Annotated in this window: 17 protein-coding genes and 1 pseudogene; 6 read left to right on the top strand and 12 right to left on the bottom strand. The window is 71.5% G+C overall.

The genetic code is table 11. The features are described from left to right. The first annotated feature begins 6 nt into the window (after nucleotides 1-6). A complete protein-coding gene (locus KBX63_RS18785; RefSeq protein ID WP_210912527.1) occupies nucleotides 7-798 on the top strand; it encodes an EI24 domain-containing protein in 792 nt (263 codons plus the stop codon). Nucleotide 799: 1 nt separating this feature from the next. Continuing rightward, the gene (locus KBX63_RS18780) at nucleotides 800-1324 is read left to right on the top strand and encodes an O-acetyl-ADP-ribose deacetylase (protein WP_210912526.1); all 525 of its coding nucleotides are present in this window, start codon (nucleotides 800-802) and stop codon (nucleotides 1322-1324) included. A gap of 42 nt (nucleotides 1325-1366) precedes the next feature. Here the strand turns inward: KBX63_RS18780 and KBX63_RS18775 are convergent, their stop codons facing one another. Then, the gene (locus KBX63_RS18775) at nucleotides 1367-1561 is read right to left on the bottom strand and encodes a DUF397 domain-containing protein (protein ID WP_210912525.1); all 195 of its coding nucleotides are present in this window, start codon (nucleotides 1559-1561) and stop codon (nucleotides 1367-1369) included. Nucleotides 1562-1747: 186 nt separating this feature from the next. Between KBX63_RS18775 and KBX63_RS36755 the strand changes: the two are divergent. After that, nucleotides 1748-1813 (top strand): annotated as a pseudogene (locus KBX63_RS36755) (macro domain-containing protein); the annotation flags it as partial. A gap of 27 nt (nucleotides 1814-1840) precedes the next feature. On the opposite strand, the gene KBX63_RS18770 reads toward KBX63_RS36755, so the two are convergent. Beyond that, nucleotides 1841-2416: an XRE family transcriptional regulator gene (locus KBX63_RS18770; RefSeq protein ID WP_307871760.1), complete on the bottom strand. Its 576-nt coding sequence runs from the start codon at nucleotides 2414-2416 to the stop codon at nucleotides 1841-1843. 516 nt (nucleotides 2417-2932) lie between these two features. Between KBX63_RS18770 and KBX63_RS18765 the strand changes: the two genes are divergently transcribed. Together KBX63_RS18765 and KBX63_RS36005 are read left to right on the top strand one after the other, a co-directional pair. After that, nucleotides 2933-3226 carry a hypothetical protein gene (locus KBX63_RS18765; RefSeq protein WP_307871759.1) on the top strand — a complete coding sequence of 98 codons (294 nt, stop codon included), beginning with the start codon at nucleotides 2933-2935 and terminating at the stop codon, nucleotides 3224-3226. Nucleotides 3227-3351: 125 nt separating this feature from the next. After that, entirely contained in the window at nucleotides 3352-3477 is a 126-nt protein-coding gene (locus KBX63_RS36005) for a hypothetical protein (RefSeq protein ID WP_256443116.1), read from the top strand. 6 nt (nucleotides 3478-3483) lie between these two features. Here KBX63_RS36005 and KBX63_RS18760 read toward each other — a convergent pair whose 3' ends face one another. From KBX63_RS18760 to KBX63_RS18725, 8 genes are all read right to left on the bottom strand, one after another. Beyond that, nucleotides 3484-4380 (bottom strand): GNAT family N-acetyltransferase, encoded by an 897-nt coding sequence (locus KBX63_RS18760; RefSeq protein WP_210912524.1) that lies wholly within the window; start codon nucleotides 4378-4380, stop codon nucleotides 3484-3486. A gap of 1 nt (nucleotide 4381) precedes the next feature. Next, a complete protein-coding gene (locus KBX63_RS18755; RefSeq protein ID WP_210912523.1) occupies nucleotides 4382-4795 on the bottom strand; it encodes a RidA family protein in 414 nt (137 codons plus the stop codon). Nucleotides 4796-4960: 165 nt separating this feature from the next. Next, nucleotides 4961-5968: a LacI family DNA-binding transcriptional regulator gene (locus tag KBX63_RS18750; RefSeq protein ID WP_210912522.1), complete on the bottom strand. Its 1008-nt coding sequence runs from the start codon at nucleotides 5966-5968 to the stop codon at nucleotides 4961-4963. A 19-nt stretch (nucleotides 5969-5987) separates the two neighbouring features. Further along, on the bottom strand, nucleotides 5988-7436 hold the full coding sequence (locus KBX63_RS18745) for a GH1 family beta-glucosidase (protein WP_307871758.1): 1449 nt from the start codon (nucleotides 7434-7436) through the stop codon (nucleotides 5988-5990). Continuing rightward, nucleotides 7433-8266 carry a carbohydrate ABC transporter permease gene (locus KBX63_RS18740; RefSeq protein ID WP_210912521.1) on the bottom strand — a complete coding sequence of 278 codons (834 nt, stop codon included), beginning with the start codon at nucleotides 8264-8266 and terminating at the stop codon, nucleotides 7433-7435. Before KBX63_RS18740 ends, KBX63_RS18745 begins: the two co-directional genes overlap by 4 nt. Continuing rightward, nucleotides 8263-9255, bottom strand: a complete 993-nt coding sequence (locus KBX63_RS18735) for a carbohydrate ABC transporter permease (RefSeq protein ID WP_210912520.1) — start codon at nucleotides 9253-9255, stop codon at nucleotides 8263-8265. The genes KBX63_RS18740 and KBX63_RS18735 overlap by 4 nt, the downstream gene beginning before the upstream one ends. A gap of 111 nt (nucleotides 9256-9366) precedes the next feature. Continuing rightward, nucleotides 9367-10674: an ABC transporter substrate-binding protein gene (locus KBX63_RS18730; RefSeq protein ID WP_210912519.1), complete on the bottom strand. Its 1308-nt coding sequence runs from the start codon at nucleotides 10672-10674 to the stop codon at nucleotides 9367-9369. Nucleotides 10675-10880: 206 nt separating this feature from the next. Then, nucleotides 10881-11639, bottom strand: coding sequence for a maleylpyruvate isomerase family mycothiol-dependent enzyme (locus tag KBX63_RS18725; RefSeq protein ID WP_210912518.1), 759 nt, complete (start codon nucleotides 11637-11639; stop codon nucleotides 10881-10883). A 69-nt stretch (nucleotides 11640-11708) separates the two neighbouring features. Here KBX63_RS18725 and KBX63_RS18720 point away from each other — a divergent pair, with 69 nt between their 5' ends. Continuing rightward, nucleotides 11709-12791: a UDP-N-acetylmuramate dehydrogenase gene (locus KBX63_RS18720; RefSeq protein WP_210912517.1), complete on the top strand. Its 1083-nt coding sequence runs from the start codon at nucleotides 11709-11711 to the stop codon at nucleotides 12789-12791. Between the two features lie 16 nt (nucleotides 12792-12807). Here KBX63_RS18720 and KBX63_RS18715 read toward each other — a convergent pair whose 3' ends face one another. Then, complete coding sequence (locus KBX63_RS18715; RefSeq protein WP_210912516.1) at nucleotides 12808-13608, bottom strand: class I SAM-dependent methyltransferase; 801 nt, start codon at nucleotides 13606-13608, stop codon at nucleotides 12808-12810. Nucleotides 13609-13677: 69 nt separating this feature from the next. Further along, a complete protein-coding gene (locus KBX63_RS18710; RefSeq protein ID WP_210912515.1) occupies nucleotides 13678-14445 on the bottom strand; it encodes an SDR family oxidoreductase in 768 nt (255 codons plus the stop codon). Nucleotides 14446-14552: the final 107 nt, after the last annotated feature.

The raw sequence follows: 14552 nt of genomic DNA, 5'->3' as shown, positions 1-14552 counted from the left end.
TCGATCGTGGACGCCAGCAGAATCGCCAACCCGGTCACCGGGGCCGTCGGACGCTTCTTCGCGGGGGCCGGGCTGCTCCTGCGTGGGCTCGGCCTCTACGTCCGCAGCCCGAAGCTGATGCTGCTCGGCATCGTGCCGGCGTTGATCTCCGGTGTGCTCTTCGTGGGCGCGTTCGCGACCCTGGTGTACTTCGTGGACGACATCGCCGCCGTGGTCACCCCGTTCGCCGACGACTGGTCGACCACCGCCCGCAACCTGCTCCGGGTGATCGCCGGGCTGGCCTTCCTGGGCCTCGGCGGCCTGCTCGCCGTGGTCAGCTTCACCGCCGTCACCCTGGTCATCGGCGACCCGTTCTACGAGAAGATCTCCGAGCGGGTGGAGGAACGGTACGGCGGCACGCCGGGTTCGGTGGACGTGGCCTTCTGGTCGTCGCTGCGCCGCAGCCTCGCCGACTCCGTACGGCTGGTGGCCCTCACGGCGCTGGTCGGCATCCCGCTCTTCCTCGCCGGCTTCATCCCGGTGGTCGGCCAGACGGTGGTCCCGGTGATCGGGGCAGCGGTGGGTGGCTGGTTCCTCGCCGTGGAGCTGGTCGGCGCCCCGTTCTACCGCCGCGGCATGCGGCTACCGCAGCGCCGGTCGATCCTCAAGGCCGACCGGCCCGCCGCGCTGGGCTTCGGGGTGGCGGTGTTCCTCTGCTTCCTGATCCCGCTCGGCGCCGTGCTGGTCATGCCGGCGGCGGTGGCCGGTGCCACCCTGCTGGCTCGCCGCTCGCTCGGCCAGCCGATCGAGGAGCGCTGACATGGAGATCACCCTGGTCGAGGGGGACATCACCACCCAGCGGGTGGACGCCATCGTGAACGCCGCGAACTCGTCCCTGCTCGGCGGCGGCGGGGTGGACGGAGCCATCCACCGGCGCGGCGGTCCCGCCATCCTGGCTGAGTGCCGGGCGCTGCGGGCCTCCCGGTACGGCCGGGGCCTGCCGACCGGCCAGGCGGTGTCGACCACGGCCGGGGAGCTGCCGGCCCGCTGGGTGATCCACACCGTCGGGCCGGTCTGGTCGGCCACCGAGGACCGCTCGGCGCTGCTGCGCGACTGCTACGCCAACAGCCTCCGAGTGGCCGACGAGTTGGGCGCGGCCACCGTGGCGTTCCCGCTGATCTCCGCCGGTATCTACGGCTGGCCGGTCGAGGATGCGGTCCGCCAGGCGCTGTCGGTGCTGCGCGCGGCTACGCCGGCCACGGTCACCGAGGCCCGCCTGGTGCTCTTCGGCGCCGACACCCACTCCACCGCGCGCCGGGTTTTCGACGCCGACGCCTCGGCATAGCGAAAAGCCCCCGGAGCGCCGGGGGCTTTGGCGTTGTAGCGGTCAGCTGGTGGACTTCACCAGGTCAATGAACCCGTGCCACACCTGGGGGTCGAACCGCAGCGTGCCGCCATCCGGGTTCTTCGAGTCGCGCACCGCGACGACGCCGGGCAGGTTGTCGGCGACCTCGACGCAGTCGCCGCCGTTGGAGCTGCTGCGGGTGCTGGTGCGCCATTCGGCGCCGCTCAGGTCAGCCATGATCTTGCCTTCTAAGGAAGTCGATGGTCTGGCGCGTGGAAAGCCACCGACCGGAGCGTATCCCAGATGGACCAGAGGGCGGCTGTCTCATTGGTCAATCTGCCGGCCGCCTGGCATCGAGGTACGCACATCGCCGTCCTCGGTGATGGCGATGACGAAGGGTCCGGCCTGCCGCCGCTGGACGCGATGGTGAACGCCGCGAACTCGTCCCTGCTCGGTGGCGGCGGGGTCGACGGCGCCATCACCGACCGTTCCATGGCTGCGTCGGGTCTCCCCGGGCTATGCCGCCCGCGCGTCAGCCCATAGTGACTCGAAGTGCTCCACGTAACGATCGAACGGGCCGCCGGCCTCCCGGCGTTGCAGGTGCATCGTCACCGAATCCTGCCCCAGCCCCGCGCCGATGTGCGTCGCCACAATCGCCTCGTCATCGAAGACCCAGACCGACATGGCGATGTGCCGGTCTGACAGCCGGACAGCGAGGGGTTCCGGTGACTTCGCGATCTCCGCCTGACTCATGGCTATACGGGTCGCGAGCGTGAGGGGCGTTGCCTCGATACGCTCCCGCGCCGTGGTGCCGGCGCTGCCCGGGTCACCGAGCAGGAAACGCACATCGGCACCGACCTGGGCCTTCGCGCCGAGCGTGGCGGCGGCATTGGGCACCTCAAGCCACACGAAGTAACTCGTGTACCCGCCGAACCACAACCGCGTGCCGGCCTGGTCGATCAACTCGCGGAACAGCGAACGGGGAAGGTCGGAGCGGCGTGCGTACACGCCGACCAGCTCACGGTCTGAACCGACCTTGACAGCGCGGCGGACGACTTCCGGCCATAGCACTTCTACATCCTGCCCCAGCACCCCGGCTGCCCGCATCCGAGAGCGGGGGTGAGGAACGCGGCCCCGGCTGAGCCACCGCTCAACCGTCTTCGCGTCCACATCGCATTTCTCGGCAAGTTCAGCAACGGTCAGCCCTGCCGATCGGAGGGCGTGTCTAAGGGCGTCGTTCCGCGACATCGTAGGGGACCTTTCCTAGACGTCCCTTGATGGTTGCATCCGGACGGTGCAGACGTCTGCTACTCCCTGCGACCGTCCGATGGGGTGGCGCCGCTGGTGGAGGCATGCCCGGTGGTGGTGCTAGCCGCGGGGTCGCACCGGGTAAAAGGGGACGGGCGGCCCCTCCCAGCCGACAGGAGGGGGAGAGATGTCCGAGGAGCGACCGAAACCAGTGCCACCGGAGCCGAAGTCGACGCGCCCGGCACCGACACCGTCGGCTCGGGCTGTTGTCCCGGGTCGGACAGGGCCTTCATCCCGCCCTTCCGTGGCGCCGGGTCGCCTCGCCGGGAAACTCGTCCCCGCGCACCGCTGGGTGTCGCGGTGATCGGGGCGTTGAGGGCCGGCGACGTGATCAGGTTGACCCGTGCCGCCAGTCCGCAGTTCGTGCGCCCGTTGATGATCCGGGTCATCCGCGAGTTGGCCGACCGGCACACGTACCACGGATGGGTCTGGGTCGAAGGCTATGAGCTGGGCCGGAACGGAATGGCGCTGGCGAAGCGGGAGCTGTTCCTGCTGCGTGAGGGAGTCCGGGTACTGACCCCGGCCCCGACGAACACGGCACAGTCGGCCACCCGTCGGCCCGTCGGACGCACACCGGTGAGGGCGGGGGCGTGAGTCGCGGCGTACCCCCGCATCATCCCGGCGCACCGCACTGGCGCTGCACCCGGTGCGGCGCCCCGTGGCCGTGCTCCCCGGCACGGCTGTCGCTGCTCTCCCGTTGGAGAGGCGACCGGGCCGGCATGGTGCTGATGCTGACGATGCTCCTCGACGAGGCGTTCGCCGACGCGGTGAAGCTCGGCCTCACACCCGACCCGGTGGCGTACGTCGAACGGTTCCTCGTCTGGGTCCTTCCCCGCGTCGGCTGACGCCGCTCAGGTCAGTTCGGCCAGGCAGGACCACTGGGCCGCGACCGGCCGGTAGCCCAGCTTGGTGTTGATCGCCAGCATCGGCCCGTTCGCCTCGTCGTTCGAGGTGTACGCGACGCGGACGCCGCCGGCGGCGGCCCAGTGCAGCGCCGCCGTCTTGACCAGCCCGGCCAGCCCCCGACCCCGGTATGCGGGGACGGTGCCGGTGTAGTCCGACCACATCCGGTCCCCGTCCCGCTTTACCAGGCTGAACGCGGCGATCTCCCCGTCGACCTCGGCGGCGGTGCTCGCCGTCTTGTCCAGGCCCAGGTTGTCCCAGACGTCGTACTGCCAGCTCTCGTAGCTGATCGTGTCGACCGGCACGTCGCCGGGCTCGTCGACGGCCGAGGCGGCGTCCGCCTCGTGTAGCAGGTGCGGGTCCAGCTCGGCGATCGGGCGCAGTCGTACGCCCGGCGGTGGGTCGGGCAGCACGGGCGCCGGATCCAGGTCGAGCGCGGAGTAGCGCAGCTCGCGGCTGGGCTCGAAGCCGTGCCGACGGGCGAACGGCAGCGCGTCCGGCTGCGCCCAGGCGCGTACCCGGCGAACCCCCAGCGGGGTGAGATGGTCGGTCGCGGCCGTCAGCAGCGCAGTGCCGATTCCGCGTCGGCGGTGCTCCGGATGCACGTGCAGCAGTGAGATGTCGCCGAAGTCCGGCGTGGAGGTCCAACCCGCGCACTGCGCTGACACCCAGCCGACCACCCGGGCGTCCACCTCGGCCACGAAGGCGGTCCAGCCCTCCTCCGGTGGCGGTTCGGCGATCATCTTCCGGGTCGACTCGACCCCGCGCACCAGGTACGGGTAGACCATCGCCCGCAACGCCACCACGGCCGGGGCGTCGTCGGGCTGCGCCACACGGATCCGCATGTCAAGCCGCCATCCGTACGGCGGCGACGGCCTCGACCTCGACGAGCTGGTCGGTGTATCCGAGCACGGCCACCCCGAGCAGGGTGCTGGGCGGGTCGTGGTCGCCGAAGGAGTCCCGGACCACCTCCCAGGCCTTCACGAGATCGGCCTGCTCGGACGACGCCACGTACACCGTCGTCTTGACCACGTCGGTCAGCCGGGCGCCGGCGGCCCCGAGTGCGGTCTCCAGGTTCGTCATCACCTGCCGGGCCTGCGCCGCGTGGTCGCCCGGCGCAACGGTACGTCCCTCCGCGTCGAGCGGGCACGCGCCGGCGGTGAACACCAGCCGGGCGGGCGGGTCGACGGTGGCCGCGTACGCGTACTCGGCGACATCGGAGAGGGCGGGAACGTGCAGCAGCGCGACGGGATCCGGCATGTCGGCGACGCTAACGGGGATCGGGTGCCGGGGCGACGCATTAACCGCGGCAGGCAGCAACATCAGGGAAAGAGTGGCCTCCGGGCACCGTGAGGGCACTCTTTCCCTGATGTTGCGCGGATCTTGCCAGCGGGGTGCGGTGCGGCGCGGCGCCGGCGTGACGGGTCAGGCCGAGTCGCGCAGGATCAGCTCGGTGGGGAGCATGACCGCCGGCTCGATGGTCTCGCCGGCGGCCAGCCGGAGCAGCTGCCGGGTCATCCGCCGGCCGATCTCCACGATCGGCTGCCGGACGGTGGTCAGCGGCGGCTCGGTGTAGGCGGCGGTCTCGATGTCGTCGAAGCCGACCACCGCGACGTCCTCCGGCACCCGCCGGCCGGCCTCGCGCAGGGTTCGCAGGGCGGCGTGCGCCATCAGGTCGGAGGCGGCGAAGACCGCGTCCAGGTCGGGATGCTCGGTGAGCAGCCGGTGCATCGCCGCCGCCCCGGACTCCCGGGTGAAGTCCCCGATCGCGACCAGCTCGGGCATCCCCGCGGCGGCCATCGTGGTCCGGTAGCCGGTGAGCCGTTCGATCCCGGCCACCATGTCCTGCGGCCCCGCGATGGTTGCGATCCGCCGGCGACCGCTGTCTATCAGGTGCTGGACGGCCGCGGTCACCCCGCCGACGTGGTCGACGTCGACGTACGGCACGGGCACGTCTCCGAGTGGCCGACCGCTGCACACGACCGGGATGCCGAGCCGGGCGAGGGTGCCGGGCAGCGGGTCGGCGCCGTGCAGCGAGGCGAAGAGCACCCCGTCGACGTGCCGTCCGGTGGTGAACCGCTCGACCCGGTGGTGCCCGGCCGGTGAGCCGGCCAGCATCAGCACCAGCTGCTTGTCGGCCGCCTCCAGCTCCTGGCTGACCCCACGGATGATGCCGGGGAAGACCTGGTCGTCGGAGAAGACCCGGGTGGCCGCCTCCGGCATGACCAGGGCGATCGAGTCGGTGCGTTGGGTGACCAGGCTGCGGGCGGCCAGGTTGGGCACGTACCCCAGCTCGGCGACCGCCCGGTTGACCGCCTCGCGGATCGGCTGGGCGACGGTGGTGGAGCCGTTGACCACGCGGGAAACGGTGGCCCGGGACACCCCGGCCCGCGCCGCCACCGCCTCGAGCGTCGGCCGTTGCGCCGTCGTCATCGCGACTTCCCCCCGCTCGTCACAGCCCGTTCCGGGAGATCACCTCCTGGTACCACCGGGCGCTGGCCTTCGGTGTGCGCCGCTGGGTCAGGTAGTCGACGTGCACGATCCCGAACCGCTTGCGGTAGCCCTCCGCCCACTCGAAGTTGTCCAGGAACGACCATACGAGATAGCCGCGCAGGTCCACGCCCCGGGAGATCGCCTCGTGCGCGGCCCGCAGGTGTCCGTCGAGGTAGGCGATCCGGTCGGTGTCGATCACCTGCCCCGGCCCGTCGGGCGAGTCCGCACCCGGCTTGTCGGGGAACGCCGCGCCGTTCTCGGTGATCAGCAGCGGCACGCCGGGGTAGTCGGTCGCGATCCGCTCCAGTAGCCGGGTCAGCCCGGCCGGCTCGATCATCCAACCCATGTCGGTGAGCGGCCCGGCCGCTGGCAGGAACTGCACGGCGCCCTCGGTGCCCGGGTACGCGCCGTTGCCGGCACCGTCGGGCCGGCCGGCGACGTAACTGGGGGAGTAGTAGTTGATCCCGAGCAGGTCGATCGGGGCGGCGATCAGCTTCTCGTCGCCGTCCCGGATGAACGTCGGCTCGACGATGCGCGCCACGTGTTCCCGCACGTCGTCCGGGTAGCCGCCGGCCAGCAGCGGGTCGAGGAAGATCCGGTTGTGCAGGCCGTCGACCAGGCGGACCGCGGCCGCGTCGGCCGCGCTCTGCGGATCGGCCGGCCGCACGTCGGCGGGGTTGAGGGTGATGCCCACGTTGCGCGCGCCGGCCGCGCGCAGCGCCCGCGCCGCCAGGCCGTGCCCGAGAAGCAGGTGGTGTACGGCGGTGAAGGCCGCCGCCGGGTCCTGCTCGCCCGGGGCGTGCACCCCGTTGCCGTAGCCGAGGTACGCCGAGCACCAGGGCTCGTTGAGCGTGGTCCAGACGTCCACCCGGTCGCCCAACCGGGCGTACACCGCCGTGGCGTACGTGGCGAAGTGCTCGGCGGTCTCCCGGTTGGTCCAGCCGCCCCGGTCGCCCAACGCCTGCGGCAGGTCCCAGTGGTAGAGGGTGACGATCGGGTCGATGCCCCGGTCGAGCAGCGTGTCGGTGAGCCGGTCGTAGAAGTCCAGCCCGCGCGGGTTGGCCGGGCCCGTGCCGTCCGGCTGGATCCGCGGCCAGGCGACCGAGAACCGGTACGCCCGCAGCCCCAGCTCGGCCATCAGCGCCACGTCGTCGGGGTACCGGTGGTAGTGGTCGCAGGCCACGTCGCCGGTGTGGCCCTGGTACACCTTGCCCGGCGTCCGGCTGAAGGTGTCCCAGATGGACGGGCCGCGTCCGTCGTCGCGGGCCGCGCCCTCGATCTGGTACGCGGCGGTGGCCGCTCCCCAGAGGAAGTGCTCGGGAAACCGGAGTTCACCCGCGCCGCCGCTTGGCGGCGGCGCGAGCGCCTCGCTGCTGTGCCTGCTGGTTCGCTCGCTCCGCTCGCTCACGCCTTGACCGCACCTTCCATGATCCCGCCGATGATCTGCCGGCCGAACAGCACGAAGACCAGCAGCAGGGGCAGCGTCGCGATGGCCGTCCCGGTGAACACCTGCGACATGTCCTGGTAGTACCCGTCCGACAGCGCCCGCAGGGAGAGCTGCACGGTCGGGTTCGCCGGGTCGTTCAGTACAGCGTACGGCCACAGGAAGTCGTTCCAGGTGGTCATGAACGTGAGCAGGCCGAGCACGGCGGCGGCCGGGCGCAGCGCGGGCACCACCACGTGCCAGAAGACCCGGGCGGTGCCGCAGCCGTCCATCCGGGCGGCCTCGATCAGCTCGTCGCTGACCGCCTGGCCGGCGTACTGCCGCATCATGAACACCCCGAACCCGGTGACCAGCGCCGGCACGATCACCGCTGGCAGCCGGTCGTTCCACTGCAGTCGGGTCATCAGCATGTACAGCGGGATCACACCGAGCTGCGTCGGCACCATCATGGTCGCGATGACCACGAGCAGCAGGGCGTTGCGGCCGCGGAACCGCAGCTTCGCGAAGGCGAAGCCGGCCAGGCTGGCGAAGAACACCACGGAGACGGTCACCGTGCCGGCCACGATCGTCGAGTTGATCAGACCGGTCAGGAAGTACGCGTCGGTGTTGTCGAACAGTCGCGAGATGTTGGCACCCAGGTTGCCGCCGGGGGTGATCGGCGGCGGCAGCTGACCCATCGCGTCGCTGGAGCGGCTGGCCACCACGAACATCCACCAGATCGGGAAGATCGACATCCCGGCGGCGACCACCAGGGCCAGGTAGGTGAGCGGGCTGGCCCGCCAGAGCCGGCTCATCGGGCCGCTCCCTTCCTGGCGTCCGGTCCGCCGCCCAGCCGACGCAGGACCAGGACGTTGACGGCCGCGACGATGGCGATGAGCGCGAAGAGCAGCCAGGCCACCGCCGAGCCGTACCCGAAGTTGTAGTGCGGGGCGAAGGCGTTCTCGAACATGTACATGGTCACTGTCTGTGATTCGCGGAGCGGTCCGCCCCGGATCGGGTTGGTGCCGGAGTGGAACAGCCTGGGCTCGGTGAACAGCTGCAACCCGCCGATGGTGGCGATGATGACGCAGAAGATGATCGTCGGCTTGAGCAGCGGCACGGTGATCGACCAGAACTGCCGGACCCGGTTGGCGCCGTCGATCGCCGCCGACTCGTACAGGTCGCGGGGGATGGCCTGCATCGCGGCCAGAAGGATCAGCGCGTTGTAGCCGGTCCACCGCCAGTCGACCATGGCCGAGATGGCCACCCAGGAGGCGACCCGGTCGGACTTCCACTGGACCGCGTCCAGCCCGACCAGGTCGAGCAGCCAGTTGACCATGCCGAACTCGCGACCGAAGAGCACCCCGAACACGATCGCGACGGCGGCCGTGGAGGTCACGTTCGGGACGAGCACCGCCATCCGCCAGCCGGTGCGCGCCCGCAGCCCCCGGTTGAGCAGGTTGGCCAGCCAGAGCGCGGCGAGCAGCTGCGGGACGGTGGAGATGACGAAGATGCCCAGCGTGTTGACCACCGCGTGCCAGAAGTCGACGTCGGCCAGCAGCCGGGTGTAGTTCTCCGCGCCGACGAACGGGTGGTCGGTGCCCAGCAGATCCCAGTCGTGCAGCGAGACCCAGAAGGTGTACACCAGCGGGTAGACCCCGAAGACCGCGAAGAGCACGAAGAACGGGGCGATGTAGAGGTACGGCGAGAGCCGGGTGTCAAGCCGGCTGAGCCGACCCGAAAATCGGCGGTGGCCACCGGTCGTCGGTACGACCGGCGGTCGGGCGTCGAGCTGGACGGTCATGCGCGAGGACTCCTTCCCGCCCTCCCCTCCCGCGCCGATCTAGGGCATGTCGTGGTCAGTCGATCTCTGAGCACGGCGATTCGCCCTAGATCGGCGGGGAGAGGGAAGGGGCTACTTGGCGGCGGCCTTCTTCGCGTTGGTCACCGCGTCGGTCCAGCCCTGCTCGGGGTTGCGCTGGCCTAGCTCCACCGTTCGTACGGCGTTCTCCACCTCGGTGCGGACGGCCTGGTTCTTTGGGCCCATGTAGACCGGCTTCAGGCTCTTCGCCCCGGTGCCGAAGATGGCGCCGACCGGGGCCCCCGAGAAGTACGCGTTGGTGGCTCCGGTGATAGCCACATCGTCGAGCGCCTGCGGCGAGGAGGGCAGCGGACCCTTGGCCTTGAACGCGCCGATCTGGCCCTTGGCGCTGGTCAGGAACTTGGCCAGCTCGATCGCCTCGGCCTGGTGCTTGCTCTGCTTGGGTACGGCGAGGTGCGATCCACCCCAGTTGCCGCCGTTGCCGGGCACCTTGGCGATGTCCCACTTGCCCTTGGCGGCCGGGCCGGCGTTGCCCTCGATGACCCCGGTCATCCAGGCGGGGCAGGCGATGGTGGCGAACTTCGACTGCTTGAAGGCGGAGACCCACTCCTCGGACCAGGAGCCGTACTTTCCGGAGAGGCCCGAGTCGATGATGTCCATGGTGGTGTCCCAGGCCTGCCGTACGGCCGGGTTGCTGTCGACGACCAGGTTGCCGCTGGTGTCGTAGTAGCTGTAGCCGCTCGTGTTGCCGGCGGTCTGCAGCAGGATGGTGTTGAAGGTGTTGGTCGCCGCGTCGAGGAAGGACGCCCCGGTCTTGGCCGCGACGAACCGTTCACCGGTGGCGATGTAGTCCTGCCAGGTGGGCCAGAGCTGGGAGACCGCGTCCCGTTCGGTGGGCAGGCCGGCCTTGGCGAAGAGGTCCTTGCGGTAGCAGATGGCGATGCCGCCGACGTCGGTGCCGAGGCCGATCAGCTGCTTGCCGTCGGCGGTCAGCCCGGCGTTCCACTTCCATTCGAGGAAGTTGCCCTTGAGGTCGGCGGCGCCGTGATCCAGCAGGTTGACGAAGTTGCCGGGGTTCGCCTTGTACTCGACCATCAGGCCTTCCTCGATGGCCACCACGTCGCCGGCGCCTCGGCCGGCGGCGAGCCACTGGGTCAGCTTCGGTGAGTACTCGTCGAGGTTGGTGCCGGTGCCGCGCTCGACGATCTTCACGTCGGGGTGCGCGGCCATGTACTCCTGGTAGAGCTGCTCGTAGCCGAACTGGCCGAAGACGTCGACGGTCAGCGTGACCGGCCCGTCCCCGTCCGCCTCGTCGCCGCCACCGCAGCCGGCGGTGACGAGCAGGGCGGTGGCGGCGGCGAGGGCCACCGCGGCGAGGCGGCGGCGCGGGAAGACAGCCATGGGATTCGGACCCCTCTCAAGGTGGTCGGGTGGTGGCGGATGGCCAAGAGAGCGCTCTCACGACAGGGTGGTGGGCCGTCCCCGCGCTGTCAAGAGAGCGCTCTCTCGTCGATATCCGATCGCGATGTGAGACGCCGACACGACCGAGGGCGCCACCCCTGGGGTGACGCCCTCGGTCGTGTCGTCCCGGGAAGGCCGGGTGGTGGTCAGTGGGTGCGCAGGCCGTCCAGCAGGTTGCGGTCGCCGGTGACGTCCAGCGTCTCGAAGCTGACCCGGCCCCAGAGCGCCAGCAGCAGGTCGCTCGCGCTGCCGCTGACCTGTGCCCGCGCGTGGTGGTCGTCGTGGTCGAAGATCGTCGCCGTGTCGAGCAGCGCCACGCCCTCGCCGCGCAGCCGCAGATACCACTCCTGCGCCGCGTCGGTCGCGGAGAGCTGCACCACCCCGTGCCACTCGCCCGGGCCCCGTCGACGGCCGGCGGGCAGCCAGGTGTCCAGCACCTCGCTCACCCCGTCGGCGGCGAGCTTCGCCTCCACCGGCTCACCGGCGGCGATGGCGAGCTGGGCGTCCCAGCGGTGCACCGCCGTCTCGTGCGCCATCCGGCGCGGCCAGAAACCCGCCTTCTTCGGCTGCGGGGCCCAGTTCCACGCCGGGGCCTCCGCGTCGAGCCCGTCGAATAGGGTCATCAGCTGGTCGTACCCCTGCTGCCAGAGCTGGAGGGGGCTCCGGCCCGGGTCCGCCTCGAACCGTTCCCGGCCGGCCGGCGCGGTGGTCAGGCCGGAGCCGACAAACGAAGAAACCCAGTGGTAGATGCCGGCGAGGTGCAGAGTGAGATCGTTGACCGTCCAGCCCGGACAGGACAACACCGGCGTCTCCGGCGGCGCTTCGGCCACCGCCGAGGCGAAGGCCGGGCCCTCCGTCCGGAGCGCACCGATCCAGAAATCCTTGCTGCCCTGCAGTCTGCTCATCGCCATCCTCCCGGGGGTGCCGGGCCACCAGTGGGTGCCACGGCTGCCCCTCAGCCTAAGGTGAAAGACGTGTCAGACGCCTACGCCCAGCCGACAACCGAAGCCGATCGTGCCATCCCTGGTCCACTGGCCAGCTACACCACGCTGCGGATGGGTGGGCCGGCCGGGCGGATCGTGGCCGCGGGCAGTGCCGACGAGATCGTCCGGGCCATTCGGGCCGCGGACGACCCGCTCCTGATCCTGGCGGGCGGCAGCAATGTGGTGATCGGCGACGCCGGCTTCCCCGGAACGGTCGTCCTGGTGCGCTCCCGCGGCCTGCGGATCGTCGCCGAGGACGTTGATTCGGTCACGGTACGGGTCGAGGCCGGCGAGCCGTGGGACGACCTCGTCGCCGCGACGGTGGCCAACGGCTGGGCCGGGCTGGAGTGCCTGTCCGGCATTCCCGGCTCGACCGGTGCCACCCCGATCCAGAACGTCGGCGCGTACGGCCAGGAGGTCGCCGAGACCATCACCGGCGTCGAGGTGTACGACCGGGCCGAGGACACCCGCCAGTTCATCCCCGCCGCCGACTGCGGGTTCGCCTACCGGGGCAGCATCTTCAAGTACCGGGACCGGATGGTGGTGCTCTCCGTCGACTTCCGGCTCGCCCGATCCCCGCTTTCCGGCCCGGTGCGCTACGCCGAACTGGCTCGGGCGCTCGGTGTCGAGGTGGGCGAGCAGGTGTCGCTGGCCGCTGCCCGAGCGGCGGTGCTGCGGCTGCGCGCCGGGAAGGGCATGGTGCTCGACGCCACCGACCCGGACACGCGCTCGGTCGGCTCCTTCTTCACCAACCCCGTGCTCGACCGGGCGGAATACGAGCTGCTCCGGGAGCGCGCCGCCGAGCTGGGCGAGCCGCCGGCCTGGCCCGGCCACGACGACACGGTCAAGGTGAGCGCGGCCTGGCTGATCGACAAGGCCGGTTTCACCAAGGGCCACCCCGGCCCGGACGGCGTGGCGATCTCCGGCAAGCACACCCTGGCCCTCACCAACCGCAGCGGCACAGCCAGTACGGCGGACCTGCTCACCCTCGCTGGCGACATCCGCGACACCGTGCACACCCGCTTCGGCGTGACCCTCCACCCCGAACCCGTGCTCATCAACTGCGCCCTCTGACCCCGGCCCGGCCCGGTCAGGGGCGGGGGGCGACGCTAAGCCAGGGCAGGGTCAGTTCGCCGTGGCGCCAGCGGTGCGGGCGGTCGAGGACAGGCCAGCCGGTGTCCCTGAGCTGGGTCACGGCGCGTAGCCAGCGTTGACGGGGGCCGAAGGTGGCGTACGGAGCGGCGGCCTGCCAGGCGCCCTCCAGCGCCCGGATCAGCTCGTGCACCGGCTCGCCGGGGACGTTGCGGTGGATCAGCGCCTTGGGTAGCCGCTCGGCCAGCTCGGCGGGGCTGCCCAGGGTGGTGAGTTTCGCGGCCAGGGTCAGCGTCCGGGGCCCGTCCGCGTCGATCAGCAGCCAGCCGGCGAGGCGGCCCAGCTCGTCGCAGGTGCCCTCGATGAGCGCCCCGCCGGGGGCGAGGGCGGCGGTCATCGTCCGCCAGGCGTCCGGCACCTCGCGCTCGTCGTACTGGCGCAGCACGTTGAACGCGCGGACCAGCACCGGCTGGAGCCCGGCCAGCTCGAATCCGCCCCGGGCGAAGGTCAGCCCGGGTGGGTCGGCGGCCGGGGTCGCGGCTGCCACCCGCTCCGGGGCGATCTCCAGCCCGACCAGCCGTACGTCCCGGCGGACCCCGGCGGCCAGCCGGGCCCGCAGCTCCACCGCGGTCACCGGGGTGGCGCCGTAGCCGAGGTCGACCACCAGCGGAACGGCCGCCGTCCGTAGCCGGTCGGCACAGGTGGAGACGATCCAGTTGTCCACCCGGCGGAGTCGGTTCGGGTTGGTCGTGCCCCGGGTGACCACGCCGAGCGGCCGACGTCGCGCCGCCCCGCTCACTCCTCCCGCTTCACTGTGGCCCTCGGTTCGCGACCGCGGGGCTCGCAAAACTGGCTCACTCCTCCCGCTTCACTGCCCGACCCGGTGCACCTTGTGCTGGGCGGCCTGCGCCCGGGGCCGGACCACCAGCCGGTCCACGTTGACGTGCTCAGGGCGGGTGGCGCACCAGGCGATGCAGTCCGCCACGTCCTCGGCGACCAGCGGCCCGGGCACGCCGGCGTAGACGGCGGCGGCCCGATCCGCGTCGCCGTCGAAGCGGATCAGCCCGAACTCGTCGGTCTTCACCATGCCCGGATCGATCTCGATCACCCGCAGCGGTCGCCCGCACAGCTCCAGCCGGAGCGTGCCGGCGATCGCGGTCTGCGCGTGCTTCGCGGCGGTGTAGCCGCCCCCGCCCTCGTAGACGGTCAGGCCGGCGGTGGAGGAGACCACCACGATCGTGCCCGCACCGGACGCCTCCAGCGCCGGCAGCAGCGCCTGGGTCACCCGCAGCGTGCCGAGCACGTTGACGTCGTACATCCACTGCCAGTCGTCGATCGAACCGGACTCCACCGGGTCCAGTCCGCGCGCGCCGCCGGCGTTGTTGACCAGCAGGGTGACCGGCCCCGGCGCCCGCGTGGCGGCCTCGACCAGCCCGGCCACCGACTCGTCCGAGGTGACGTCGCAGGTCACCGCGGTGGCCTGCCCGCCGGCGGCGGCGATCTCGGCGACCAGACCGGCGAGCCGGTCGGCGCGGCGGGCGGCGGCGAGCACGTGGAAACCCTCGGCGGCGAGCCGGCGGGCGGTGGCCGCGCCGATCCCGCTGGAGGCTCCGGTCACGATGGCGACAGAGGTCATCCCGTCATTGTCACCCCGGCACTCCGACCCGATCCGGGCGGGCGTGGCGGGCCGCCGCCAGCGGGCGGGAGGGTCGGCGGTGATGAGGTCCGTCACGCCGGGGGGCC

The organism is Micromonospora sp. U21, from assembly GCF_018070045.1.
GTDB lineage: Bacteria > Actinomycetota > Actinomycetes > Mycobacteriales > Micromonosporaceae > Micromonospora.
The sequence above is the reverse complement of the archived record's forward strand: the minus strand, read 5'-3'. Positions and strand labels throughout refer to the sequence as shown.

Bases quoted from the DNA above. Each gene is read 5' to 3' on its own strand.
- KBX63_RS18740 (WP_210912521.1), bottom strand. From the start codon at position 8,266: ATGAGCCGGCTCTGGCGGGCCAGCCCGCTCACCTACCTGGCCCTGGTG.
- KBX63_RS18735 (WP_210912520.1), bottom strand. From the start codon at position 9,255: ATGACCGTCCAGCTCGACGCCCGACCGCCGGTCGTACCGACGACCGGT.
- KBX63_RS18755 (WP_210912523.1), bottom strand. From the start codon at position 4,795: ATGCCGGATCCCGTCGCGCTGCTGCACGTTCCCGCCCTCTCCGATGTC.
- KBX63_RS18760 (WP_210912524.1), bottom strand. From the start codon at position 4,380: ATGCGGATCCGTGTGGCGCAGCCCGACGACGCCCCGGCCGTGGTGGCG.
- KBX63_RS18725 (WP_210912518.1), bottom strand. From the start codon at position 11,639: ATGAGCAGACTGCAGGGCAGCAAGGATTTCTGGATCGGTGCGCTCCGG.
- KBX63_RS18730 (WP_210912519.1), bottom strand. From the start codon at position 10,674: ATGGCTGTCTTCCCGCGCCGCCGCCTCGCCGCGGTGGCCCTCGCCGCC.
- KBX63_RS18750 (WP_210912522.1), bottom strand. From the start codon at position 5,968: ATGACGACGGCGCAACGGCCGACGCTCGAGGCGGTGGCGGCGCGGGCC.
- KBX63_RS18780 (WP_210912526.1), top strand. From the start codon at position 800: ATGGAGATCACCCTGGTCGAGGGGGACATCACCACCCAGCGGGTGGAC.
- KBX63_RS18710 (WP_210912515.1), bottom strand. From the start codon at position 14,445: ATGACCTCTGTCGCCATCGTGACCGGAGCCTCCAGCGGGATCGGCGCG.
- KBX63_RS18775 (WP_210912525.1), bottom strand. From the start codon at position 1,561: ATGGCTGACCTGAGCGGCGCCGAATGGCGCACCAGCACCCGCAGCAGC.
- KBX63_RS36005 (WP_256443116.1), top strand. From the start codon at position 3,352: ATGGTGCTGATGCTGACGATGCTCCTCGACGAGGCGTTCGCCGACGCG.